Genomic DNA, 22,322 nt, shown 5'->3' with positions numbered 1-22,322 from the left:
TGGGAACAAGCAGGTACACCGCAATGTTGGGAGAAGCGTGAGCACCAAGGACATCACCGCCGCCGAATTCAACGGCATCATCAGCGACAACGACATCGTGCTGGTGGACTTCTGGGCGTCATGGTGCGGGCCGTGCCGGGCGTTCGCTCCGACGTTCACCGCATCGTCCGAGAAGCACCCCGACGTCTTCCACGCCAAGGTCGACACCGAGGCCGAGCAGGCGCTGGCCTCCGCGGCCGAGATCCAGGCCATCCCGACCCTGATGGCCTTCAAGAAGGGCCAGCTGGTGTTCCGGCACTCGGGCATGCTGGCGGCCAATCAGCTCGACGAGGTCATCAGCCAGATCAAGGAATTCGACATCGACGCCGCGATGGCCGAAAAGGGCGACGGCACCGACGTCTGAGCGCGGCCGAGCACTGCCGGCGGGTGTGACATTGCGCACCCGCTAGCGTGCAGGGCGTGACCGAACAGAACCCACTGGTACTCGTCGACCACCCGCGACCCGGCGTCGCGCTGGTCACCCTGAACCGCCCCGAGCGGATGAACTCCATGGCGTTCGATGTCATGGTCCCGCTGAAGGCGGCGCTCGACGAGATCAGCCACGACAACGACGTCCGCGCGGTGGTTCTCACCGGTGCTGGGCGGGGTTTCTCCTCTGGTGCCGACCACAGGTCGGCCGGTTCGGTGCCGCACGTCGCCGGGCTCACCCGGCCGACGTTCGCGCTGCGGTCCATGGAAGTGCTCGACGACGTCATCCTCGCCCTGCGCAAGCTGCACCAACCGGTGATCGCGGCGGTCAACGGAGCGGCGATCGGCGGTGGCCTGTGCCTCGCGCTGGCGTGCGACATCCGCGTCGCCGGCGAGGGCGCCTACTTCCGGGCGGCGGGCATCAACAACGGTCTGACGGCCAGCGAATTGGGCCTGTCCTATCTGCTGCCGCGGGCCATCGGCACGTCGCGGGCGTTCGAGGTGATGCTCACCGGCCGGGACATCGACTCGGCCGAGGCCGAGCGGATCGGTCTGGTGTCGCGGACCGTCGCCGACGATCAGCTCCTGCAAACCTGCTTCGACATGGCCGAGCGCATCGGCTCGTTCTCCCGCCCGGGAATTGAATTGACCAAGCGGACTCTCTGGAGTGGACTGGACGCCGGTAGTCTGGAGAGCCATATGCAGGCCGAAGGCCTGGGTCAGCTCTTCATCCGACTGCTCACCGCCAACTTCGAAGAGGCGGTTGCCGCGCGCGCCGAGAAACGACCCGCGGTCTTCACGGACGACAAGTAAGCCGGCACGGACCGCCCGGCACAGCTAAGGAGGCAGCAGCGTGATCACCGCAACGGACCTGGAGGTCCGCGCCGGAGCGCGCACGCTGCTGGCCTTCGAGGGTTCCGCGCTGCGGATCCAGCCGGGCGACCGGATCGGTCTGGTCGGCCGCAACGGTGCCGGCAAGACCACGACGCTGCGCATCCTGGCCGGTGAAGGCCAGCCGTATGCCGGGACGGTCGAGCGCATCGGCGAGGTCGGTTACCTGCCGCAGGATCCGAAGGAAGGCGATCTGGACGTCCTGGCCCGCGACCGGGTGCTCTCGGCCCGCGGCCTGGACACGCTGCTGGCCGATCTGGAGAAGCAGCAGGCCATCATGGCCGACGTCGTCGACGAGGCCGCCCGCGACAAGGCGGTGCGCCGGTACGGCGTTCTGGAGGAACGGTTTTCGGCCCTCGGTGGATACGCCGCCGAGAGCGACGCCGGCCGCATCTGCGCCAGCCTGGGCCTGCCGGACCGGGTGCTGACGCAGCCGCTGCGGACCCTGTCCGGTGGTCAGCGTCGCCGTATCGAACTGGCCCGCATCCTGTTCGCGGCATCGGAGGGCTCCGGTTCCAACACCACGCTGCTGCTGGACGAGCCGACCAACCACCTCGACGCCGACTCCATCGGTTGGCTGCGCACGTTCCTGCAGAGCCATACCGGCGGTCTCGTGGTGATCAGCCACGACGTCGAACTGCTCGCGGACGTGGTGAACCGGGTGTGGTTCCTCGACGCCGTGCGCGGCGAGGCCGATGTCTACAACATGGGCTGGCAGAAGTACCTCGACGCCCGCGCCACCGACGAGCAGCGCCGGCGCCGTGAGCGCGCCAACGCCGAGAAGAAGGCGGGTGCGCTGCGGGCGCAGGCCGCCAAGATGGGCGCCAAGGCCACCAAAGCCGTTGCCGCACAGAACATGCTGCGCCGCGCCGAGCGCATGATCGCCGAGCTCGACGCCGAGCGGGTGGCCGACAAGGTCGCCAAGATCAAGTTCCCGACGCCGGCGCCGTGCGGCAAGACCCCGCTGATCGTCAAGGGCCTGACCAAGACCTACGGCTCGCTGGAGATCTTCACCGGCGTGGACCTCGCGATCGACCGGGGTTCGCGGGTCGTGGTCCTCGGCCTCAACGGCGCCGGTAAGACGACGCTGTTGCGCCTGCTGGCCGGGGTGGAGACCGCCGACGCCGGCGGCATCGAACCGGGCTACGGCCTCAAGATCGGGTACTTCGCGCAGGAGCACGACACCCTCGACAACGCCGCGACGGTGTGGGAGAACATCCGGCACGCCGCCCCAGACACCGGGGAACAGGATCTGCGTGGCCTGCTGGGCGCGTTCATGTTCACGGGCCCGCAGCTGGATCAGCCCGCCGGCACGCTGTCCGGTGGTGAGAAGACCCGGTTGGCGCTGGCCGGCCTGGTCGCCTCGACTGCCAACGTGCTGCTGCTCGACGAGCCGACCAACAACCTCGATCCGGCGTCGCGCGAGCAGGTGCTCGACGCGCTGCGCAGTTACGCCGGTTCGGTGGTGCTCGTGACGCACGATCCGGGCGCGGCCGAAGCGCTCAATCCGCAGCGCGTGCTGCTGCTGCCCGACGCCACCGAGGACTTCTGGTCGGACACCTACCGCGATCTCATCGAATTGGCCTGACCTGATTCACCGAATCGCCCGCGCCGAGCGAGCGCTGTTCTTACGCTGATTCCCGTCAGCCCGGTATACCGCCGGGGGAGAGTCAGGGGACCGGCGATGAGGCAATCCAAGGCATCTCGCGACCAGATGATGACCCAGCTGCGTAACGCCTACGAGAGCGGCGCCAGTATCAGGTCATTGGTGGCCACGTCCGGAAAATCCTATGGGTCGGTGCACAGCATGCTGGTGCAGTCCGGCGCGGTGATGCGCAGCCGCGGCGGCCCGAACCACCGCAGCCGCAAGATCGCCTGAACGACCCTGCGGCCCAGCCCCTTTCGCCGTGACCGGACAGTCGCGGCGTAACCCGTTGGTGCTCCTTAGATTTCGTCGGTCAGCCGGACCGGGGCGATCATGTCGAAGACGTCGCCCGGACCGGGGTTGGTGGGCGAGGTCGACCCGCCGAACTGGTCCATCACGGCCCACACCGCGTTGAGCGCCGTGGTGATCGCGCCCTCTGCCCAGCCCGCCGTCCACGAGATGTCGTCGCCCGCCAGGTAGATGCCGCGATGGCGCGCGTCGAGGTCACGCTGCATGAAGTGCGTGTACAGCAGCTCCTGGTAGCGGTAGTGGCCCGGCAGGTTCGCCTTGAATGCACCCATGAAGTTGCGCTCGGTCTCCCATGAGACCGTCTTGGGCGTCTCGATGATGTGGCTGCGGATGTCCACGTTCGGGTAGATCGCCTGCAGCGACTTGAGCATCAGATCCATGCGCTCGGTGGCGCCCAGCGGCACGATCTTCCGGGAGTCGTCCTCCCAGGTGTACGACAGGCAGATGACGCCGGGCTTCTCGTTGCCGTCGGCGTCGAGCCCCTGGTCGAGCAGATAGGTGCCGCGGCTCATCCGGTCGGTCAGAGTCATCGACATGACGTCGCGGCCCTGAGCGTCCTTGTCCTTCCAGAACGGGCGGTCGACCAGTATGAACACCTTGGACGAACCCATGTAGTGCGTCTGCTCGATGGCCGACCACACGTTGGACGGGAACAGGTCGTCGTCGCAGCGAATGTTGTTGAGCAGCATCCACGATTGGGCGGTGACGATGACGGCGTCGTAGGTGCGCGTCTCGCCGTCGGCGTCGGTGATGGTGTAGCGGTTCGGGTGCATGCGCCGGATGTCGGTGACGGCGCCGCGGGTCCGGCCGCCGTGCAGCGATTCGAGCGAGGTACCGGCGGGCCAGTGGGCGAGGCGCTGCGGGGAACGCTTCCACAACCGCAGCGGCAGTTGCTGCGAACCGCCGACCACGCCGCGGTGGTTGTCGTCGGCCTCGGTGAGCACCACGCGCAGGATTTCGAGCATCGAGCTCGGGTAGTCGGTGTCCCAGCCGCCCGTGCCGAAGCCGACCTTGCCGAAGATCTCGCGCAGCTCGAACGACTTGAAGTGGTGCGACTTGGTCAGAAAGCCCCAGAACGTCTCGTCGTCGAGTTCGCGAACGAGCTTGCCCCACGCGGACTTCAGGGCCTGGGTGTCGCGTTCGCGGATGGCGTTCTGGATCGCGTGCAGGTCGGCGCCGTCCTCGAGCGTCTTGCGCCAGGCGTCGGCGACGTCGGTGAAGGCCTGCGGCAGGTCGGCGAGCTTCTCGGCGTAGTACGTCTGGCCCTTGAGGTCGACAACGGTGCTGGGCGTCGCGGGGCCCAGCGGGTTCGGGAATTCGATGGTCTCGATGCCGACCTTGTCGAAGTACTGGTACAGCGTCGTCGACGTGGGTGGGAAGCGCATGGCGCCCATCTCGGCGACCGCGTCCGGGGCGTGCTCGAACGGGATGGACCGCATCCGGCCGCCGATCTGATCCGCCTCGTACACAACGGGTTTCAGGCCCATCTTCATGAGTTCGTAGGCGGCGGTGAGGCCCGCGCAACCGGCGCCGACGATCGCGACCTCGGTGCCGTGGCGGTCGGCCGGGATCTCGCCGAGGCCGTCGGCGGAGGACACGTAGTCGTCGTACGCGAACGGGAAGTCGGGACCGAACATGGTGATCGGCTTGTCGGACGACCGCGGTCCGGTCTCCGACAGCTGCGTCTCTTCGATGGGCTGGGGGACGGTCATCGGGTCTGGTTCTCCTGGTAGAGATCTCGGCGGCGATCGCCGAGATGGGTGTTGACGGCGCGGGACACGGCCACCACGGCGGGATCGATGTGGGTGACGAGGAGGTCCTCGGTCCGGCCGGCGCGACACAGTTCGGTCGTGTCGGGCGCGATGGTGCAGCTCAGTCCGCAGTACTCGAGGCCGTTCTCGAAGCCCGTGCGGTTGACGTACGACAGGAACAGCTGGCTCTCGTAGGCGCGCGCCGGAACGATATGCGTCGCAACGAAACTCCACGGCTCCATGAGCCCGGTGGGGACGACGAGCCACTGGGTGCCGGCGTCGGCGTGCGCGCGGGCGTTCTCCGGGAATTCGATGTCATAGCAGATCAGCAGTCCGCAGGTGACGCCGTCGAGTTCGAACTGCGCGACCCAGTCGGCGCCCGGGGTGAAGAACTCGCGGTCGAAGCCATACAGGTGGGTCTTGCGGTAGTTGGCCAGGGCTGCGCCGTCCCGGTCGACGACCTGGACGCTGTTGTATGGCATGCCTTCCGTGACCTCGGGATACCCGTAGACGACGGCGATCCCGTTGTCGCGCGCGATGTTCCGGACCGCCTGGAAGATCGGGCCGTCGGCGGACTCGGCGCGGGCGGCGATCTCGGTGCCGATGTTGTAACCCGTGGCCGACATCTCGGGCGTGACGAGGATCCGGCAGCCGGCGTCGGCGGCCCGCCGGGCCGCCGCGGCGATGGCCTTGAGATTCTCGGCGACGGTCCCGGATTCCTGCGGGCCTTGGAACATGCCGACGGTGATCATCTACGCGGCGTCCACGCGCAGCTTCGACTTGCGGATGCTGTAGCCGAAGTACACCGCCAGGCCGAGGGCACCCCAGATGCCGAACGCGATCCACGTCGCGACGGGCAGGGCCCACATCAGGTAACAGCAGAACAGGAAACCCAGCACCGGTGCGACGGGGAACAGCCGCAGGCGGAACGTGCGATGCAGATCGGGGCGCGTGCGCCGCAGGATGATGACGGCGACGTTGACCAGCGCGAAGGCGAAGAGGCAGCCGATCGAGGTGGCGTTGGCCAGCTCACCCAGCGACACGAAACCGGCCAGCAGCGACACGACGACACCGCAGATCACGATGTTCCACGTCGGCACGAAGGTCCGTGGGTTGATCTTGGCGAACAGCGCGGGCACCAGGCCGTCGACGGCCATGGTGTACAGGATGCGGGTCTGCCCGTACTGGACGGCGAGGACGACGCTGGCGATGGCGATGACGGCGCCGATCGACAGGATGATGGCCGGCACGTTGCTGCTGGTGATGCCGCTGAGGGCGACGGCCAGGGTGGCGCCTTCGTCGGCGCTGAACTTGGTCCAGCTCATCGCGCCGAGGGCGGCCAGCGCGACGGCGAGGTACAGCACCGTGACGATCAGCAATGAGGCCATGATGGCGCGCGGCAGGTCCCGCTTCGGGTCCTTGGCCTCGTTGCCCGCGGTGGATGCCGCGTCGAAGCCGATGTACGAGAAGAAGACCTGGGAGGCGGCGGCGGAGACGCCGAGGAAGCCCAGCGGCATGAACGGCGTGAGGTTGCCGGCCTTGAACGCGGTGAACGCGACGGCGCAGAAGAACACCAGCACGACGCATTTGAGGACGACCATCGCGGTGTTGACGACGGCCGACTCGGACGCGCCCCGCAGCAGCAGGATCGAGGCGAGGACCACGATCGTGATGGCCGGCAGGTTGATGACGCCGCCCTCACCGGGTGCGCCCGTGACAGCGGCGGGCAGCTCGATGCCGAACAGCTGGTGGAGCAGCGTGTTGATGTAGCCGCCCCAGCCGACGGCGACGGCGGCGACCGAGACTCCGTATTCGAGCATGAGGCACCAGCCGCACACCCAGGCCCAGAACTCACCCAAGGTGGCGTACGCGTAGGAGTAGGAGCTGCCGGAGACGGGGATGGTGCCCGCCAGTTCGGCGTAGGACAGCGCCGAGAACAGCGCGGTGACGGCGGCGAGGATGAACGACAGCAGGACCGCCGGACCGGCTTTCGGCACCGCGGCGCCGAGGATGACGAAGATTCCGGTGCCGAGCGTCGCGCCGATGGACAGGGCGGTCAGATGGATGAAGCCCATCGAGCGCTTGAGGTGGGGGCCGTCCGGGGTTTCGTTGGCGGCGACGATGTCGTCGACGGATTTTTGTGCGCTCATGGCGCGCAGGATGCCCGGCCGTGGGGCCTCGGTGATGGCCAAGGGGAGCTCCGTGGAGAGGAGGGCGCGCCACGAGATTTGTGACTCGCGTAACAGAGTGCGGTACGTCACTCCCATCTGTCAACATGTGGAGTGAGCTAGGAAACAATTGTTGCCTTTGGCGACGATGAATGCCTACTCTGAGGCCAGTGATCTGAGCCACATCAAAGGGGATGCCATGGCAGGCGCAATCGAGACCCGCTCCATCGACTGGATTCCGACAGGGGAACGCAGGGGCAAGGTGCACCATCAGGCGCCGTTCTGGTTCACCGGGAACTTCGTGCTGACCACTATGGTCACGGGCTTCCTCGGTCCGGCCAACGGACTGTCCGCCGGATGGTCGGTGCTGGCCGCGGTGGCCGGCGCCTGCTTCGGGACGCTCTTCATGTGCTTCCACGCCAACCAGGGTCCGACGATGGGTCTGCCGCAGATGATCCAGTCGCGTGCGCAGTTCGGCTCGCGTGGCGCGCTGGTCCCGTTCGTCGCCGTCATCTTCGTGTACATCGGCTTCAACGTCTTCAACACCATCCTCGCCACGTCGGGCTTCAAGACGGTTTTCGCGGGCCCGAACTGGCTCTGGTATCTCGGGTTGATGGTCGCGGCCATCGTCATCGCCGTCGTCGGCTTCGACCTGATGATGGTCGTGCAGCGGTGGCTGACGTACCTGCTGATCGTCGTGTTCGGCGTGCTCACCGTCTATGCGTTGTCGACCCTGCACCTCGATGCGGCGGTTCCCGACGGTGGCAAGTTCTCGCTGACGGTGTTCCTCATGCAGTTCGCCGCGGCGGCCGGATATCAGATTTCGTATGCGGTGTACGTCTCCGACTACTCGCGGTACCTGCCGGAGAACACCTCGGCCAAGCACGTCATCTGGTGGACCTACCTGGGTGCCGCGGGTTCGTCGGTGTGGCTGATGTCGCTCGGCGCGGTGCTGGCGTCGGCGCTGCCGACGCCGGACGCGATCGTCTCGATCCAGACCGTCGGCAACCAATTGCTGCCTGGCTTCGGCACTTTCACCGTCGTGGTGGCGTCGATCGCGCTGGTGACCATCATGTCCGTCAACGCCTACGGTGCGAGCCTGACGAGCATGAGCGCATTGGACGCCTTCCGGCCGATCACGCCGACCGTGCGCCTGCGGGTGCTCGGCATCGCGCTGACGTCGTTGGTCGCGTTCGTCGTCGCGCTGTCGCTGCCCGAGGGTTACCTCGAGTCGTTCAACACGTTCGTGCTGCTGATGCTGTACTTCCTGATCCCGTGGACGGCCGTCAATCTGGTCGACTTCTATTTCGTTCGGCGCGGCCACTATTCGATAGTCGACATCTTCCGGCCGGACGGGATCTACGGCCGGTGGTCGTGGCGCGGACTGGCGGCGTACCTCATCGGCATGGTGTCGATGGTGCCCTTTGTCTCACTGCACTTCCACGAAGGTCCGATCGCCAAGCTGCTTGGGGGAGTGGACATCTCGTTCATCGTCGGCCTCGCGGTGTCCGGGCTGGTGTACTACGTCCTGACCCGTGGCGTGGACCTGGCGCCCGAGCATGCCGCCGTCGAGCGCAGCCGCCAGGAGCTGACTGCCGCCTAGCTATTCGGCGGCCTCGGCCAGCCGCCGCTGCGTCAGCGCCGGGGTCAGCACCCATAACACCTTCGCGCCGGACTGCGCGTCGGCGTGGAAGGCGTGCGGACGGTCGGCTTCGAAGGTCAGGGCGTCGCCCGCATCGAGGGTGATGCGGCTGCCGTTGCCCTCGACGAAGTCGATGTGCAGCCGGCCTTCGGTGACCATGGCGAACTCCACCTCGGCCGGCAGCGAATAGGTGTCGCTCCCGCTGCCGCCGCCGGGCGCGATGTCGCTCAGCAGGACCTGGAATCGGCGCTCGCCCGTCGGTGTCAGCTGGAATTCGGTCATCCGGGTGCCGCCGAACTCGATGGGCGGGTATTCGCCGGCGCGGACCACCTCGCCGACGGGGGTCTCGTCGAACAGGGAACCGACCTGGAGTTCGAGTGCGTCGCAGATGCGGATGAGTGCGGCGACGGACGCGTTGGACTGGCCGCGTTCGACCTTTGACAGGTAGCCCTTGGTCACGCCGCTGGCGGCGGCGAGCTCGTCGAGGGTCATGCGCTTGGCGCTGCGGGCGGCCTTCAACCGGGCAGCGATCGTTAGTTGCGTTGCCGGCGAACCGCCCACGATTTCCTCCTAGGAAACAAAGGTTGACAATAATTCTACTGCCGGAAACAATGAGACCCAAGCCACACGCCACGACTTTGGAGAACTGATGAGCTTCGACCGGTACATCACGACCACCGCGCCCGACGGCCGCGAGATCATCGGCCAGGTCGATGCGAGCCGGTTCCCGCGCTACGCCGAGCCGGCCACGTTCGCCCGGGTGCCGCGCCTGGACCAGGTGTCCGCGCCCGACGTCACGATCCTCGGCGTCCCGTTCGACACCGGCGTGTCCTACCGCCCGGGCGCGCGCTTCGGCCCGGGCCACATCCGCGCCGCGTCCAAGCTGCTGCGGCCCTACAACCAGGCGCTCGACGTGTCACCGTTCGCCAATCAGCAGGTCGCCGACGCCGGCGACATCGGCGTCAACCCGTTCAACATCAACGAGGCCATCGAGACCATCGACACCGAGGTGACCGCGCTGCGCAAGGACGGCAGCGCCGTGCTCACACTCGGCGGTGACCACACCATCGCGCTGCCGATCCTGCGGTCACTGCACCGCGACCACGGCCCCATCGCCGTGCTGCATTTCGACGCCCACCTCGACACCTGGGACACCTACTTCGGCGCCGCCTATACACACGGCACGCCGTTCCGGCGGGCCAGCGAAGAGGGCCTCATCGACATGGAGCGCTCGCTGCACATGGGTATCCGTGGCCCGCTGTACAGCAAGAAGGACCTCGAGGACGACGCAGTCCTGGGCTTCCAGGTGATCCGGTCCGACGACTACCAGGTCGACGGCCTCGCGAGCGTCCGGGAGCGCATGGTCAAGCGGCTGGCGGGCGGTCCGGTCTACGTCTCGGTGGATATCGACGTGCTCGATCCGGCGCACGCGCCCGGCACCGGGACGCCGGAAGCCGGGGGACTGACGTCGCGCGAACTGCTGCATTCGCTGCGTTCGCTGACCGGTCTGAACGTGGTGGGCGCCGACATCGTCGAGGTGTCCCCGGCGTACGACCACGCCGAGCTGACGGGAATCGCCGCCGCGCACGTCGGCTACGAGCTGCTGTCGGTGATGAGCGCGAACCGCTGAAAGGGTTGAGCCGCTAGGGCTTTCGGCGGACCGATGCCTCGACGATGTCGAGGACGGCCGCCAGATCCTCGCCGGTCTGCCCTGAGGCCAGCCGCGCGATGAGGCCGTCGAGCACCAGGTCGAGATAGATGTGCAGCACTTCGGTGGGCACGTCGTCACGCAGCGTGCCGGCGGCCTTCTTGCGCTCCAGGCGCGCGATGGTGGCCTGGTTGAGTTCCTCGTAGCGCTGCTGCCACTCGGCGCGGAACTCGGCGTCGGTGCGCAGCCGGCGGGCGATCTCCAGCCGGGTGCCCAGCCACTGGTAGTTCTCCGGCTTGGCCAGCATGTTCCGCATGACCTGCACGAGGCCGTCCTTCTCGACGGTCTCGGCCATCCGCTCGCCGTCTTCCTCGGCGAGCGCGAAGAACAGCGCGTCCTTGTCGCGGAAATGGTGGAAGATCGCGCCGCGCGACATCGCGGTGGCTTCTTCGAGAAGCCGCACCGTCGCACCTTCGTACCCGAACTCGGAAAAACAGCGTCGGGCGCCGTCGAGGATCTGCGCTCGACGGGCGGCGAGATGATCGTCGCTGACTTTGGGCACCAGGACTCCTACCGGCGTTCGGTTGGGCAGCCCGGAGGCTGCCCAACCGAATCAGCCAGTTGTCAGGCCTCGCTACCCGACCGCAGCATGTTGCGCAGCACGTACTGCAGGATGCCGCCGTTGCGGTAGTAGTCGGCCTCACCGGGGGTGTCGATCCGGACCACGGCCTCGAACTCGACCTTGGTGCCGTCCTCCTTGGTGGCGGAGACGTGCACCGTCTTCGGCGTCTTGCCGGCGTTGAGCTCCTCGATGCCGGTGATGTCGAAGGTCTCGGTGCCGTCCAGGCCCAGCGACTTGGCGCTCTCGCCGGCCGGGAACTGCAGCGGGATGACGCCCATGCCGATCAGGTTCGACCGGTGGATGCGCTCGAACGACTCGGTGATGACGGCCTTGACGCCCAGCAGCGTGGTGCCCTTGGCGGCCCAGTCACGCGAGGAGCCCGAACCGTATTCCTTGCCGCCCAGCACGACCAGCGGGATGCCGGCCTTCTGGTAGTTCATGCACGCGTTGTAGATGAACTCCTGCGGGCCACCCTCCTGGGTGAAGTCGCGGGTGTAGCCACCCTGCGTGCCCTCGAGGCCGATGGTGTCCAGGATGCGGTTCTGCAGGCGGATGTTGGCGAAGGTGCCGCGGACCATGACCTCGTGGTTGCCACGACGGCTGCCCAGCGAGTTGTAGTCCTTGCGGGCCACACCGTGCGCGTCCAGGTAGTCCGCGGCCGGGGTACCCGGCTTGATCGGGCCGGCCGGGCTGATGTGGTCGGTGGTCACCGAGTCACCCAGCAGCGCCATGACGCGGGCGCCCTTGATGTCCGTGACGGGCGCGGGCTCCATCTCCATGCCGTCGAAGTACGGCGCCTTGCGGACGTAGGTCGAGGCGTCGTCCCAGGCGAAGGTGTCGCCGTCCGGGGTCGGCAGGTTGCGCCAGTTGTCGTCGCCCTTGAACACGTCGGCGTAGGACTTGCGGAACATGTCCTGGCTGATGGCGCTCTTGATGGTGTCGTCGATCTCCTGGGCCGACGGCCAGATGTCGCGCAGGAAGACGTCGTTGCCGTCGGTGTCCTTGCCCAGGGAGTCCGTCTCGAAGTCGAAGTCCATGGTGCCGGCGAGGGCGTAGGCGATGACCAGCGGCGGCGAGGCCAGGTAGTTCATCTTGACGTCGGGGGAGATGCGGCCCTCGAAGTTGCGGTTACCCGACAGCACCGCGGTGACGGTCAGGTCCTCTTCGTTGACGGCCTTGGAGATCTCCTCCGGCAGCGGGCCGGTGTTGCCGATGCACGTGGTGCAGCCGTAGCCACCCAGGTAGAAGCCCAGCTTCTCCAGGTAGGGCCACAGGCCGGCCTTCTCGTAGTAGTCGGTGACGACCTGCGAGCCCGGGGCCATGTTGGTCTTGACCCACGGCTTGCTGGACAGGCCCTTCTCGACGGCGTTGCGGGCCAGCAGGGCGGCACCGATCATGACCGACGGGTTGGAGGTGTTGGTGCAGGAGGTGATACCCGCGACCGCGACGGCGCCGTGGTCGAGGATGAACTCGCCGCGCTCGCCCTTGACGCGGATGGGCTTGCTCGGGCGGCCCTCGGAGCCGTTGGCGGCGGACTGGACGTCGACGGCGCCGTCGTCCGCGAAGGACAGGGCGGCAGGGTCGGAAGCCGGGAACGACTCCTCGACGGCCTCGTCGAGCTTGGTGTGGTCGGCCGGGTGCTGCTCCTCCACGTAGTTGTGGATGTCCTTGCGGAAGGCGATCTTGCTCTCCGACAACAGGATTCGGTCCTGCGGGCGCTTCGGGCCGGCGATCGACGGCACGACCGTCGACAGGTCCAGCTCGAGGTACTCCGAGAAGGCCGGCTCGCGGTCGGCGTCGTGCCACATGCCCTGGGTCTTGGCGTAGGCCTCGACCAGCGCCAGCTGCTCGTCGGTGCGGCCGGTCAGGCGCAGGTAGTTGATGGTCTCTTCGTCGATCGGGAAGATCGCACAGGTCGAGCCGAACTCGGGGCTCATGTTGCCCAGCGTGGCGCGGTTGGCCAGCGGCACCTCGGCGACGCCCTTGCCGTAGAACTCGACGAACTTGCCGACGACGCCGTGCTTGCGCAGCATGTCGGTGACGGTCAGCACCACGTCGGTGGCGGTCACGCCCGGCTGGATTTCACCGGTCAGCTTGAAGCCGACGACGCGGGGGATCAGCATCGAGACGGGCTGGCCCAGCATGGCGGCCTCGGCCTCGATACCGCCGACGCCCCAGCCCAGCACGCCCAGGCCGTTCTCCATGGTGGTGTGGCTGTCGGTACCCACACAGGTGTCGGGGTAGGCCTGGCCGTTGCGGACCATCACGGTGCGGGCGAGGTACTCGATGTTGACCTGGTGGACGATGCCGGTGCCCGGCGGGACGACCTTGAAGTCGTCGAAGGCGCCCTGGCCCCAGCGCAGGAACTGATAACGCTCGGCGTTGCGCTCGTACTCGAGGGCGACGTTCTTCTCGTAGGCGTCGGCGGTGCCGAACACGTCGAGGATGACGGAGTGGTCGATGACCATCTCGGCGGGAGAGAGCGGGTTGACCTTGTTGGGGTCGCCGCCGAGGGCGGTGACGGCCTCACGCATGGTGGCCAGGTCGACGACGCAGGGCACGCCGGTGAAGTCCTGCATGATCACGCGGGCGGGGGTGAACTGGATTTCGATGCTCGGCTCGGCCGACGGATCCCAGTTGGCCAGGGCCAGGATGTGGTCCTTGGTGATGTTGGCGCCGTCTTCGGTGCGCAGCAGGTTCTCCGCAAGCACCTTGAGGCTGTAGGGAAGCTTCTCGGTACCCGGAACCGCGTCGAGGCGGAAAATCTCGTAGCTGTTTTCCCCGACAACGAGCGTGTCACGGGCTCCAAATGAATTGCTGCTCACATCAACTCCCTGCTAGATCTCGCCGCGACGGGCTGTGTCAGCGGCGCGTTGCTACCCTAACAGTACGCTTGTCCTATGAGCGCCCAGGGGGTGGCTACAGTCTTGTCGGGTTGTGGGTGTGCCGTCAGGGAGTTCGGCGAAATTCCAGTACCGTTTGCCGCGTGACAACTTTTGCGGCGATGCCGTTTCTGCCGGCGTTCATTCCGCCGGACGTGTGCGCGACGGTCGGTCAGGATCCGGCCAAGACGCCCGTCGACGTGTGCATGGCGACGGTGATCACACAGGTGCGTGACGGTGGGGTCAGTGCGCCGGGCATCGCGCCGCCGGCGAAGGCGCCGGCCACGCCGCAGGAGGCGAAGCAGGCCGCCGAGGCCGCGCAGGAGGCCGCCGCGTTGCGTCAGGTTGTCGCCGACGCGCACGCCAAGGGCATCGACCTCAAGATCGTGGTGTTGCCCACGAGTCCGGGTATCGACACCCCGTTGCGTGACATCGCCGCGGACGTCGGCCATGTGTATCCCGAGTCGACGGTGCTGACCCTCAGTCCGGGTTTCGCCGGCTCGGTCAGCCCGACTTATGACCGGTCGCTGTTGGAAGCCGGTCAGGACCTCGCGAAGACGCCGAGCGTTGTGCAGAACTCGAAGAATTTTGTGAGTCAGCTGGAAACGCCGATATTTCCCTGGACGTCGTTCACCCTGGTGGTCATCCTCGGGGTGGTAGCAGCTGCTGTGGGTACCCGGTTCCTGCAGGTCCGCGCCCGAAAGTCGGCCGCCGCGGCCGCGCCGCAGGACGCCGTCGCGCCCGCATCTCAGTAGCTGGGCGCGGGCCGCCGCGAATTCGAATATCACTATTCGGTCACACCTTTTTCAATTACAACGGTGTGGTTTGTTATCAACGTTTCATTTGTGCAACCTGTGACGTACGGTGCAGTTGGTACCGCATGTTGCAGTTGTGATTAATTGTGATTTCTGCGACTTACGGGACCAACGGATCGAGCCCGCTTCTGCCTTACGCGGGCACCAGCGCGCTGGAGCCTTAGGAGACCTGAGTCAATGGGACGCAGCATTCGCCCCTTCACCGGTGGGCTGGCCACCCGGCTGGGCAGTCGCGTCGGTACCGGGTCACTGGTATTCGGTGTCATGACCGCGTCCGTGTTCGCATCCGGTATCGCGTCGGCCCAACCCGGCGGCAGTGAGATCGCATCCCTGGTAACGGATCTCGCCAACGCCAACCAGAAGCTGCAGGACCTCGGCGCCGCCATCCAGACCCGGCAGGAATCGGTCAACAAGGCCATCGCCGACGTGCAGACCGCCCGCGACAACGCCGCGACGGCACAGCAGGAGATCGACACCAGCCAGAGCGGACTCAAGGACGCGAATGCGGCCATCGCGGCCGCCCAGGCGCATTTCGACAAGTACGCCGAGGCCGCCTACATCAACGGGCCCTCGGTCAATTACCTGACCGCGACCGATCCCGGCGAGATGATCAACACCGCCGCCACCGGCCAGGCGCTGACCATCAGCTCGCAGGAGGCCATCGCCGACCTGCAGCGCACCCGGACCGAACTGGCCAACCGCGAATCCGCGGCCCGGCTCGCGAAGCAGAAGGCCGACCAGGCCGTCAAAGATGCCCAGGCCAGGCAGGACGACGCCGTCAGGGCCCTGACCGACGCCCGGACCACGTTCGCCGACCAGCAGACGCAGCTGGACCAGCTGGTCAGCCAGCGCGACGCGGCGCAGGCCAAGCTCAGCGCGGCGCGCACGCAATGGGCGGCGAGCGCCCCCGCGTCCGGAACTCCCGCGGCCGACCCCGGCCGGTATGCCGCCAACTGGGACGGCGCGCCCGCCGCGGCCGGCCCCCGCAAGTGGGACGACGGCGGCTGGGACCCCACCCTGCCCAAGATCCCGAGCGCCAACATCCCCGGTGACCCGATCGCCGTCATCAACAACGTGCTCGGCATGACCGCGACGTCGGCGCAGGTCACCCAGCAGATGGGCCACAGCTTCCTGCAGAAACTCGGCCTGGTGCCCGCCACCGTCACCAAGTCGGGCTACACCAACGGCGCCATCCCGCGCGTCTACGGCAAGCAGGCCTCGGAATACGTGATCAAGCGCGCCATGTCGCAGATCGGCGTCCCGTACTCCTGGGGCGGCGGCACCGCCGCCGGTCCCAGCACGGGCATCGACTCGGGTGCTGGCACCGTCGGCTTCGACTGCTCGGGTCTGATCCTCTACGCCTTCGCCGGAGTCGGCATCAAACTGCCGCACTACTCCGGCAACCAATATGAGGCGGGCCGCAAGATCCCGACCTCGCAGGCCCGCCGCGGGGACGTCATCTTCTACGGCCCGGGTGGCAGCCAGCACGTGACCCTGTACCTCGGCAACGGGCAGATGCTCGAAGCGCCCTACACCGGTTCCAACGTCAAGGTGTCGCCGGTGCGAACCAGCGGCATGACGCCGTACGTGATCCGCTACATCGAATACTGATACAGGGGTTATTGCATTGCAGGGCAAGGAATTTCACCGGAGAGACCTCCTCGCGGGCGTGGGCGCGCTGGCGCTGGCGCTCGCGTTCGGGCCTGCGCCGAGTGCAGTTGCCGAGCCCGACGGCGGGTGGGACCCGACACTGCCCATGCGGGCCAGCTCCGGCGCCCCCGGTGACCCGGTGGCCATCGCCAACGCGACCTTCCAGGCCAGCCAGCTCGCCCTGCAGACCACCCAGAACCTCGGCCAGAGCTTCCTGTCCAGCCTCGGCCTGGGCGGCAAGCCCAGCGGCGGTGGCGGCGGCAGCGCCACGATGATGCCCGGCGGCCGGGTCGGCGGGAAGCAGGCCATCGAATACGTCATCCGGCGCGGCGGCTCCCAGATGGGTGTCCCGTACTCGTGGGGTGGCGGCACCCTGACCGGTCCGGGTCCCGGCGTCGACTACGACGCCGGCAAGATCGGCTACGACTGTTCGGGTTTCACGCGCTACGCCTACGCCGGCGTCGGCGTCCAGATTCCCAAGTACTCGGGCGACCAGTACAACACCGGCCGCGCGATCCCGCCGTCACAGGCCAAGCGTGGCGACCTGATCTTCTACGGCCCGGGCGGCAGCCAGCACGTCACGATCTACCTCGGCAACGGAAAGATGCTCGAGGCGTCCGGCAGTGCCGGCAAGGTGACGGTCAGTCCGGTCCGGACGGCCGGCATGTCGCCGCACCTGTCGCGCATCATCGAGACCTGATAATCACCTAAGTCCGTCGTGGCAACGTCGACGGATACGCAGCCGCCTGGAATAGTTGAGTCCGGGCGCGCCGCTATATTGGCGGCTACCCGCTAGACCAGCGATTTTGTGCCGGACACCCGGCCGAAACAATTGTGGGAGGAAGCTAGATGACGTCACCGAGTGGGCCGCCCGACGGCGCCGGAGGCTACCCAGGCCCGGCACCCACGCAGGGTTACCCGCCCGGGGCGCACGCCGCCCCCGCCGCGCAGCAGCCCGTCAGCGCGTCGTTGCAGTCCGAGGTGCACACCCTCGAGCGCGCCATCTTCGAGGTCAAGCGGATCATCGTCGGCCAGGACCAGCTGGTCGAGCGGATGCTGGTCGGCCTGCTGGCCAAGGGCCACGTCCTGCTCGAAGGTGTGCCGGGTGTCGCCAAGACCCTCGCCGTCGAGACCTTCGCCAAGGTCGTCGGCGGCTCGTTCGCCCGTATCCAGTTCACCCCTGACCTGGTGCCCACCGACATCGTCGGTACCCGCATCTACCGCGTCGGCAAGGAAGAGTTCGACATCGAGCTCGGCCCGGTCATGGTGAACTTCCTGCTCGCCGACGAGATCAACCGCGCGCCCGCCAAGGTGCAGTCGGCGCTGCTGGAGGTCATGGCCGAACGCAAGATCTCCATCGGCGGCAAGACCTTCCCGCTGCCCAGCCCCTTCCTGGTCATGGCGACCCAGAACCCGATCGAGCAGGAGGGCGTGTACCAGCTGCCCGAGGCGCAGCGCGACCGCTTCCTGTTCAAGCTCAACGTCGGCTATCCGTCGCCCGAGGAAGAGCGCGAGATCATCTACCGGATGGGCGTCAAGCCGCCGGAGCCCAAGCAGATCCTCACCACCGAGGACCTGCTGCGCCTGCAGGACGTGGCCGCCAACACCTTCGTGCACCACGCCCTCGTCGACTACGTGGTCCGCATCGTGACCGCCACTCGTGAGCCGGAGAAGTTCGGCATGCCCGACGCCAAGGCGTGGATCGCCTACGGCGCCTCGCCGCGTGCCTCGCTCGGCATCATCAGCGCCTCGCGTGCGCTCGCGCTGGTGCGCGGCCGCGACTACGTCATCCCGCAGGACGTCGTCGAGGTCATCCCGGATGTGCTGCGGCACCGCCTCGTGCTCACCTACGACGCGCTCGCCGACGAGATCTCCGCCGAGACCGTCGTCAACCGCATCCTGCAGACTGTCGCGCTGCCGCAGGTGAATGCCATTCCGCAGCAAGGACATTCGGTTCCGCCCGTGATGGCCGGCGCAGCTGGGGTCTCTGGTCGGTGACCGCCTCCGGGTCTGATCGTTCGGCTTCGCCACAGACCGGCCGGTCCGTCGATCTGCCGTCACTGCAGCGCGGCCAGATTCGGGATCCCGAACTGTCGGCCGCACTGCGCAAGCTGGAGCTCACCGTCCGGCGCAAGCTGGACGGTGTCCTCCACGGCGACCACCAGGGCCTGATCCCCGGGCCCGGCTCGGAGCCGGGGGAGTCGCGGCTCTACCAGCCCGGCGACGACGTCCGCCGGATGGACTGGTCCGTCACGGCCCGCACGACGCACCCGCACGTGCGGCAGATGATCGCGGACCGGGAGCTGGAGACCTGGCTCGTCGTCGACATGTCGGCGAGCCTGGATTTCGGCACCGCGGGCTGTGAGAAGCGTGATCTGGCGGTCGCCGCGGCGGCCTCCATCGCGTTCCTCAACAGCGGCGGCGGCAACCGGCTGGGCGCCGTCATCTCGAACGGCGACACCGTCCGCCGGGTACCCGCACTCTCCGGCCGGCTGCACGAGCAGGAGCTGCTGCGCGCCATCGCCACCACACCCAAGGCCCCGGCGGGGGTCCGCGGTGACCTGGCCGCGGCCATCGACGCCCTGCGCCGCCCGGAGCGGCGCCGCGGCATGGCGGTGATCATCAGTGACTTCCTCGGCCCGATCAACTGGATGCGCCCGCTGCGGGCCATCGCGGGCCGGCACGAGGTGCTGGGCATCGAGATCATCGACCCGCGTGACGTGGAGCTGCCGGCGGTCGGGGACGTGGTGTTGCAGGACGCCGAGTCCGGCATCACCAAGGAATTCACCATCGACGAGCAACTTCGGGACGACTTCGCCCGCGCCGCCCAGGCGCACCGCGACGAAGTGGCCCGCACGCTGCGTCGATGTGATGCCCCGCTGCTGACGCTGCGCACCGACCGCGACTGGATCGCCGACGTCGTCCGGTTCGTGGCGAACCGTCGCCGCGGCGCCATGGCGGCCCGGTAGCTGTCAACCGTTCCGGGCGTGCCGATTTAGGCGTGCACCGGCCGAGGCGATAAGTTGACCAGCATGAGTGACAGTGCTGCCACTGAGGCTGCTCCCGGCCGTCCGGCCTTCGTTTCCCGTTCCGTGCTGGTCACCGGTGGTAACCGGGGTATCGGCCTGGCCATCGCGCAGCGCCTGGCCGCGGACGGACACAAGGTCGCGGTGACCCACCGCGGTTCCGGTGCCCCCGAGGGTCTGTTCGGCGTCGAGTGTGACGTCACCGACACCGAGGCCATCGACCGCGCGTTCAAAGAGGTCGAGGAGCACCAGGGCCCGGTCGAGGTGCTGGTGTCCAACGCCGGCATCTCGAAGGACGCGTTCCTGATGCGCATGACCGAGGAGCGGTTCACCGAGGTCATCAACGCCAACCTCACCGGCGCGTTCCGGGTGACGCAGCGCGCGTCACGCAGCATGCAGCGCAAGCGTTTCGGCCGCATCATCTACATCGGCTCGGTCTCGGGCATGTGGGGCATCGGCAACCAGGCCAACTACGCCGCCGCAAAGGCCGGCCTGATCGGCATGGCGCGCTCCATCTCGCGCGAGCTCTCCAAGGCCGGCGTCACCGCCAACGTCGTCGCCCCCGGTTACATCGACACCGAGATGACGCGGGCCCTCGACGAGCGCATCCAGGAAGGCGCGCTGGAGTTCATCCCGGCCAAGCGCGTCGGCACCGCCGAAGACGTCGCCGGTGCGGTGAGCTTCCTGGCCTCCGAGGACGCCGGCTACATCGCCGGTGCGGTCATCCCGGTCGATGGCGGCATGGGCATGGGTCACTGACCCGAAACTCTTTGGCTTACCCGAACTTTCGTTTAAAAGGAGTCAGCACAATGGCAGGTTTGCTCGAAGGCAAGCGGATCCTGGTCACCGGGATCATCACCGACTCGTCCATCGCGTTCCACATCGCGAAGGTCGCCCAGGAGCAGGGCGCCGAGCTGGTGCTCACCGGCTTCGACCGGATGAAGCTCATCCAGCGCATCGCCGACCGGCTGCCCAACCCGGCACCGCTGCTGGAGCTCGACGTGCAGAACGAGGAGCACCTGGCCTCGCTCGGTGAGCGTGTCACCGAGGTGATCGGCGCGGGCAACAAGCTCGACGGCGTCGTCCACTCCATCGGCTTCATGCCGCAGAGCGGCATGGGCATCAACCCGTTCTTCGACGCGCCCTACGAGGACGTCGCCAAGGGCATCCACATCTCGGCCTACTCGTACGCCTCGCTGGCCAAGGCGCTGCTGCCGATCATGAACGAAGGCGGCGGCATCGTCGGCATGGACTTCGACCCGACCCGCGCCATGCCCGCCTACAACTGGATGACGGTCGCCAAGAGCGCGCTCGAGTCGGTCAACCGGTTCGTCGCGCGCGAAGCGGGCAAGTACGGCGTGCGCTCCAATCTCGTTGCGGCAGGCCCCATCCGGACCCTGGCCATGAGCGCCATCGTCGGCGGCGCGCTGGGCGACGAGGCCGGCCAGCAGATGCAGCTGCTCGAAGAGGGCTGGGACCAGCGTGCGCCGATCGGCTGGAACATGAAGGACCCGACGCCGGTCGCCAAGACCGTGTGTGCGCTGCTGTCCGAATGGTTGCCCGCGACCACCGGCTCGATCATCTACGCCGACGGTGGCGCAAGCACCCAGCTGCTCTGATTCGATTTGTTTTCCGCCGAAACGGCGTTCCAGCAGGTTTCGACTGCCGGGACGCCGTTTCGCGTCTGAGGAGGGGACAAACCCGTGGATTTCGACGCACTGATGCTGTTGTCGTTCGGCGGACCCGAGGGTCCGGAGGACGTCCGCCCGTTCCTGGAGAACGTCACCCGTGGACGCAACATCCCGCCGGCGCGGCTCGACGAAGTGGCCGAGCACTACCTGCATTTCGGTGGCGTGTCGCCGATCAACGGCATCAACCGCGCGTTGATCTCGGAGCTTGAGGCGGCGATGCCGGATCTGCCGGTGTATTTCGGCAACCGCAACTGGGAGCCGTACGTCGAGGACACCGTCATCGCCATGCGGGACAACGGAGTTCGCCGGGCAGCGGTGTTCACGACGTCGGCGTGGGGCGGCTACTCGAGCTGTCGGCAATATGTCGAGGACATCGCCCGCGGCAGGGCTGCGGCGGGACCGCAGGCGCCGGAGCTGGTGAAGGTGAGGCAGTACTTCGACCATCCGCTTTTCGTCGAGATGTACGCCGAATTCGTCTCGCAGGCCTTGCATGCCGCGCCTTCGGGCGCGCGCCTGGTGTTCACGGCGCACTCCATACCGCTGGCCGCCGACGAACGGTACGGACCGCGGCTGTACAGCCGGCAGGTGGCGTATGCGGCGCGTCTGGTCGCTCAGGCCGTCGGAGTGGGCGACTACGACCTGGTGTGGCAGTCTCGGTCCGGCCCGCCACAGGTGCCGTGGCTGGAACCGGACGTCGGCGACCATCTCGCCGCGCTCGGGGACGCGGGCGCCAGCGCTGTCGTGGTATGTCCCATCGGATTCGTCGCCGACCACATCGAGGTGGTGTGGGACCTGGACAACGAGCTCGCCCAACAGGCCGCCGAGGCCGGAATCACGTTGGTGCGCACCGCAACTCCCAATGCCGACCGGCGTTACGCGAAGCTGGCGGCAGCGCTGATCGAGGAGTTGCGCACGAGCGCCGAGCCGGCTCGGGTAGACGGTGACGATCCCGTGCCCGGTTACGGCTGCAGCATCAACGGCGCACCCTGCTCGCCGCAGTGTCCCGGCTCGTGAGTTTCTCTCGCGAACTGACATGAAACTGTGCGAGGGCCCACGCTCGGCGTAGGTCAACTTGAGCCGAATTGATTGTGCGCAGTGGCTGTTCGGTTCTCGA

Annotated in this window: 20 protein-coding genes; 14 read left to right on the top strand and 6 right to left on the bottom strand. The window is 67.4% G+C overall.

Annotation, left to right across the window (positions count from 1 at the left end):
• The first annotated feature begins 37 nt into the window (after positions 1–37).
• From trxA to ACJEIK_RS15440, 4 genes are all read left to right on the top strand, one after another.
• Positions 38–403, top strand: a complete 366-nt coding sequence (gene trxA, locus ACJEIK_RS15455) for a thioredoxin (protein ID WP_061000880.1) — start codon at positions 38–40, stop codon at positions 401–403.
• Positions 404–450: 47 nt separating this feature from the next.
• Entirely contained in the window at positions 451–1,281 is an 831-nt protein-coding gene (locus ACJEIK_RS15450; protein WP_409429956.1) for an enoyl-CoA hydratase, read from the top strand.
• Between the two features lie 40 nt (positions 1,282–1,321).
• On the top strand, positions 1,322–2,947 hold the full coding sequence (locus ACJEIK_RS15445) for an ABC-F family ATP-binding cassette domain-containing protein (RefSeq protein ID WP_064858077.1): 1,626 nt from the start codon (positions 1,322–1,324) through the stop codon (positions 2,945–2,947).
• Positions 2,948–3,043: 96 nt separating this feature from the next.
• Positions 3,044–3,238, top strand: a complete 195-nt coding sequence (locus ACJEIK_RS15440) for a helix-turn-helix domain-containing protein (protein WP_029105025.1) — start codon at positions 3,044–3,046, stop codon at positions 3,236–3,238.
• A gap of 65 nt (positions 3,239–3,303) precedes the next feature.
• Here ACJEIK_RS15440 and ACJEIK_RS15435 read toward each other — a convergent pair whose 3' ends face one another.
• The 3 genes from ACJEIK_RS15435 to ACJEIK_RS15425 are packed head-to-tail and all read right to left on the bottom strand — an operon-like array spanning position 3,304 to position 7,214.
• Positions 3,304–5,025 (bottom strand): NAD(P)/FAD-dependent oxidoreductase, encoded by a 1,722-nt coding sequence (locus tag ACJEIK_RS15435; RefSeq protein WP_110767044.1) that lies wholly within the window; start codon positions 5,023–5,025, stop codon positions 3,304–3,306.
• Entirely contained in the window at positions 5,022–5,816 is a 795-nt protein-coding gene (locus tag ACJEIK_RS15430) for a carbon-nitrogen hydrolase family protein (protein ID WP_064858076.1), read from the bottom strand. Before ACJEIK_RS15430 ends, ACJEIK_RS15435 begins: the two co-directional genes overlap by 4 nt.
• Entirely contained in the window at positions 5,817–7,214 is a 1,398-nt protein-coding gene (locus ACJEIK_RS15425) for an amino acid permease (protein WP_409431704.1), read from the bottom strand.
• 217 nt (positions 7,215–7,431) lie between these two features.
• Between ACJEIK_RS15425 and ACJEIK_RS15420 the strand changes: the two genes are divergently transcribed.
• Complete coding sequence (locus tag ACJEIK_RS15420; RefSeq protein WP_064858107.1) at positions 7,432–8,835, top strand: purine-cytosine permease family protein; 1,404 nt, start codon at positions 7,432–7,434, stop codon at positions 8,833–8,835.
• Here ACJEIK_RS15420 and ACJEIK_RS15415 read toward each other — a convergent pair whose 3' ends face one another.
• Complete coding sequence (locus ACJEIK_RS15415) at positions 8,836–9,435, bottom strand: helix-turn-helix domain-containing protein (protein WP_064858075.1); 600 nt, start codon at positions 9,433–9,435, stop codon at positions 8,836–8,838.
• An 88-nt stretch (positions 9,436–9,523) separates the two neighbouring features.
• Here ACJEIK_RS15415 and speB point away from each other — a divergent pair, with 88 nt between their 5' ends.
• Positions 9,524–10,504, top strand: a complete 981-nt coding sequence (gene speB / locus ACJEIK_RS15410; RefSeq protein WP_409429955.1) for an agmatinase — start codon at positions 9,524–9,526, stop codon at positions 10,502–10,504.
• Between the two features lie 13 nt (positions 10,505–10,517).
• Here the strand turns inward: speB and ACJEIK_RS15405 are convergent, their stop codons facing one another.
• Positions 10,518–11,084 (bottom strand): TetR/AcrR family transcriptional regulator, encoded by a 567-nt coding sequence (locus ACJEIK_RS15405; protein WP_061000866.1) that lies wholly within the window; start codon positions 11,082–11,084, stop codon positions 10,518–10,520.
• 62 nt (positions 11,085–11,146) lie between these two features.
• Positions 11,147–13,969, bottom strand: a complete 2,823-nt coding sequence (acnA, locus tag ACJEIK_RS15400; RefSeq protein WP_061000864.1) for an aconitate hydratase AcnA — start codon at positions 13,967–13,969, stop codon at positions 11,147–11,149.
• A 179-nt stretch (positions 13,970–14,148) separates the two neighbouring features.
• Here acnA and ACJEIK_RS15395 point away from each other — a divergent pair, with 179 nt between their 5' ends.
• The 8 genes from ACJEIK_RS15395 to ACJEIK_RS15360 all read left to right on the top strand — a co-directional run bounded on the left by ACJEIK_RS15395 (position 14,149) and on the right by ACJEIK_RS15360 (position 22,222).
• Entirely contained in the window at positions 14,149–14,781 is a 633-nt protein-coding gene (locus ACJEIK_RS15395; protein ID WP_064858073.1) for a DUF6676 family protein, read from the top strand.
• A gap of 237 nt (positions 14,782–15,018) precedes the next feature.
• Positions 15,019–16,452 carry an NlpC/P60 family peptidoglycan endopeptidase RipA gene (gene ripA, locus ACJEIK_RS15390; protein WP_409429954.1) on the top strand — a complete coding sequence of 478 codons (1,434 nt, stop codon included), beginning with the start codon at positions 15,019–15,021 and terminating at the stop codon, positions 16,450–16,452.
• 16 nt (positions 16,453–16,468) lie between these two features.
• Positions 16,469–17,191: an NlpC/P60 family peptidoglycan endopeptidase RipB gene (gene ripB, locus ACJEIK_RS15385; protein WP_064981214.1), complete on the top strand. Its 723-nt coding sequence runs from the start codon at positions 16,469–16,471 to the stop codon at positions 17,189–17,191.
• 149 nt (positions 17,192–17,340) lie between these two features.
• Positions 17,341–18,489 (top strand): AAA family ATPase, encoded by a 1,149-nt coding sequence (locus tag ACJEIK_RS15380; RefSeq protein ID WP_064858071.1) that lies wholly within the window; start codon positions 17,341–17,343, stop codon positions 18,487–18,489.
• Between the two features lie 53 nt (positions 18,490–18,542).
• Positions 18,543–19,460 carry a DUF58 domain-containing protein gene (locus tag ACJEIK_RS15375; protein ID WP_029105019.1) on the top strand — a complete coding sequence of 306 codons (918 nt, stop codon included), beginning with the start codon at positions 18,543–18,545 and terminating at the stop codon, positions 19,458–19,460.
• A gap of 63 nt (positions 19,461–19,523) precedes the next feature.
• Entirely contained in the window at positions 19,524–20,276 is a 753-nt protein-coding gene (gene fabG1 / locus ACJEIK_RS15370) for a 3-oxoacyl-ACP reductase FabG1 (protein WP_409429953.1), read from the top strand.
• Positions 20,277–20,326: 50 nt separating this feature from the next.
• A complete protein-coding gene (gene inhA, locus ACJEIK_RS15365; RefSeq protein WP_061000853.1) occupies positions 20,327–21,136 on the top strand; it encodes an NADH-dependent enoyl-ACP reductase InhA in 810 nt (269 codons plus the stop codon).
• Between the two features lie 84 nt (positions 21,137–21,220).
• Positions 21,221–22,222, top strand: coding sequence for a ferrochelatase (locus tag ACJEIK_RS15360; RefSeq protein WP_409429952.1), 1,002 nt, complete (start codon positions 21,221–21,223; stop codon positions 22,220–22,222).
• Positions 22,223–22,322 lie beyond the last annotated feature (100 nt).

It is taken from the genome of Mycobacterium sp. SMC-16 (genome assembly GCF_046250085.1).
GTDB classification, from domain to species: domain Bacteria; phylum Actinomycetota; class Actinomycetes; order Mycobacteriales; family Mycobacteriaceae; genus Mycobacterium; species Mycobacterium phocaicum.
This window is presented reverse-complemented; position numbering and strand designations above follow the sequence as displayed.

Coding starts and splice junctions, on each gene's coding strand:
- ACJEIK_RS15420 (WP_064858107.1), top strand. CDS start 7,432: ATGGCAGGCGCAATCGAGACCCGCTCCATCGACTGGATTCCGACAGGG.
- ACJEIK_RS15430 (WP_064858076.1), bottom strand. CDS start 5,816: ATGATCACCGTCGGCATGTTCCAAGGCCCGCAGGAATCCGGGACCGTC.
- ripA (WP_409429954.1), top strand. CDS start 15,019: ATGGGACGCAGCATTCGCCCCTTCACCGGTGGGCTGGCCACCCGGCTG.
- ACJEIK_RS15425 (WP_409431704.1), bottom strand. CDS start 7,214: ATGAGCGCACAAAAATCCGTCGACGACATCGTCGCCGCCAACGAAACC.
- ACJEIK_RS15435 (WP_110767044.1), bottom strand. CDS start 5,025: ATGACCGTCCCCCAGCCCATCGAAGAGACGCAGCTGTCGGAGACCGGA.
- speB (WP_409429955.1), top strand. CDS start 9,524: ATGAGCTTCGACCGGTACATCACGACCACCGCGCCCGACGGCCGCGAG.
- fabG1 (WP_409429953.1), top strand. CDS start 19,524: ATGAGTGACAGTGCTGCCACTGAGGCTGCTCCCGGCCGTCCGGCCTTC.
- ACJEIK_RS15380 (WP_064858071.1), top strand. CDS start 17,341: ATGACGTCACCGAGTGGGCCGCCCGACGGCGCCGGAGGCTACCCAGGC.
- inhA (WP_061000853.1), top strand. CDS start 20,327: ATGGCAGGTTTGCTCGAAGGCAAGCGGATCCTGGTCACCGGGATCATC.
- ACJEIK_RS15440 (WP_029105025.1), top strand. CDS start 3,044: ATGAGGCAATCCAAGGCATCTCGCGACCAGATGATGACCCAGCTGCGT.
- ACJEIK_RS15395 (WP_064858073.1), top strand. CDS start 14,149: ATGCCGTTTCTGCCGGCGTTCATTCCGCCGGACGTGTGCGCGACGGTC.